The following is a 618-nucleotide window of genomic DNA, read 5'->3' on the forward strand; positions in this document are numbered from 1 at the left end:
CTTTACGCTTATCTGCACGCAGTTGATGAACCTTGCCTTTATCGGCCCTCTGAAACATGTCGGGCTTTCGCTTGCCATCGGTTTGGGCGCGTGTATCAATGCGGGATTGTTGTTCTTCCTTTTGCGTAAACACGGTATTTACCGACCCGGTAAAGGGTGGGGGAGTTTTCTGGGTAAAATGCTGCTGTCGCTTGTCGTGATGGGTGGCGGATTGTGGATGGCGCAGGCTTATCTGCCGTTTGAGTGGGTGCATGTCGGCGGTTTGCGTAAAGCCGGTCAGTTGTGCATCCTGATTGCGATAGGCGGCGGTTTGTATTTCGTTTCGCTGGCTGCGCAGGGTTTCCGACCGAGAGATTTCAAACGGGTGGAAGCGCGCTAGAGGCTGTTAAGATGTAAAAAGAGGTCGTCTGAAAACCATATTTAAGGTTTTCAGACGACCTCTTTTCATAACGGCAAACTTACGCAACCGCAGGAGCGACAGCTTTTACATAGTTCAGCGCGATAAACTGCTTTTCGGGGTCGAGCTCGGTGATTTTGAGCAGGACTTGCGTTTTAGGCAGCGCGTCGAACGGGATGCCGGTGGCGCGGGTTACCAGCGGCAGGCCTTCGATGCGGACG

1 protein-coding gene is annotated in these 618 nt (G+C 53.1%); it reads left to right on the forward strand.

What is annotated here, in order from left to right; translation table 11 throughout:
- On the forward strand, positions 1 to 379 hold a 379-nt coding region (locus tag ACTHUR_RS15630; protein WP_440399555.1), incomplete at its 5' end, for a lipid II flippase MurJ.
- Positions 380 to 618: the final 239 nt, after the last annotated feature.

The organism is Neisseria sp. P0021.S007 (genome assembly GCF_051956855.1).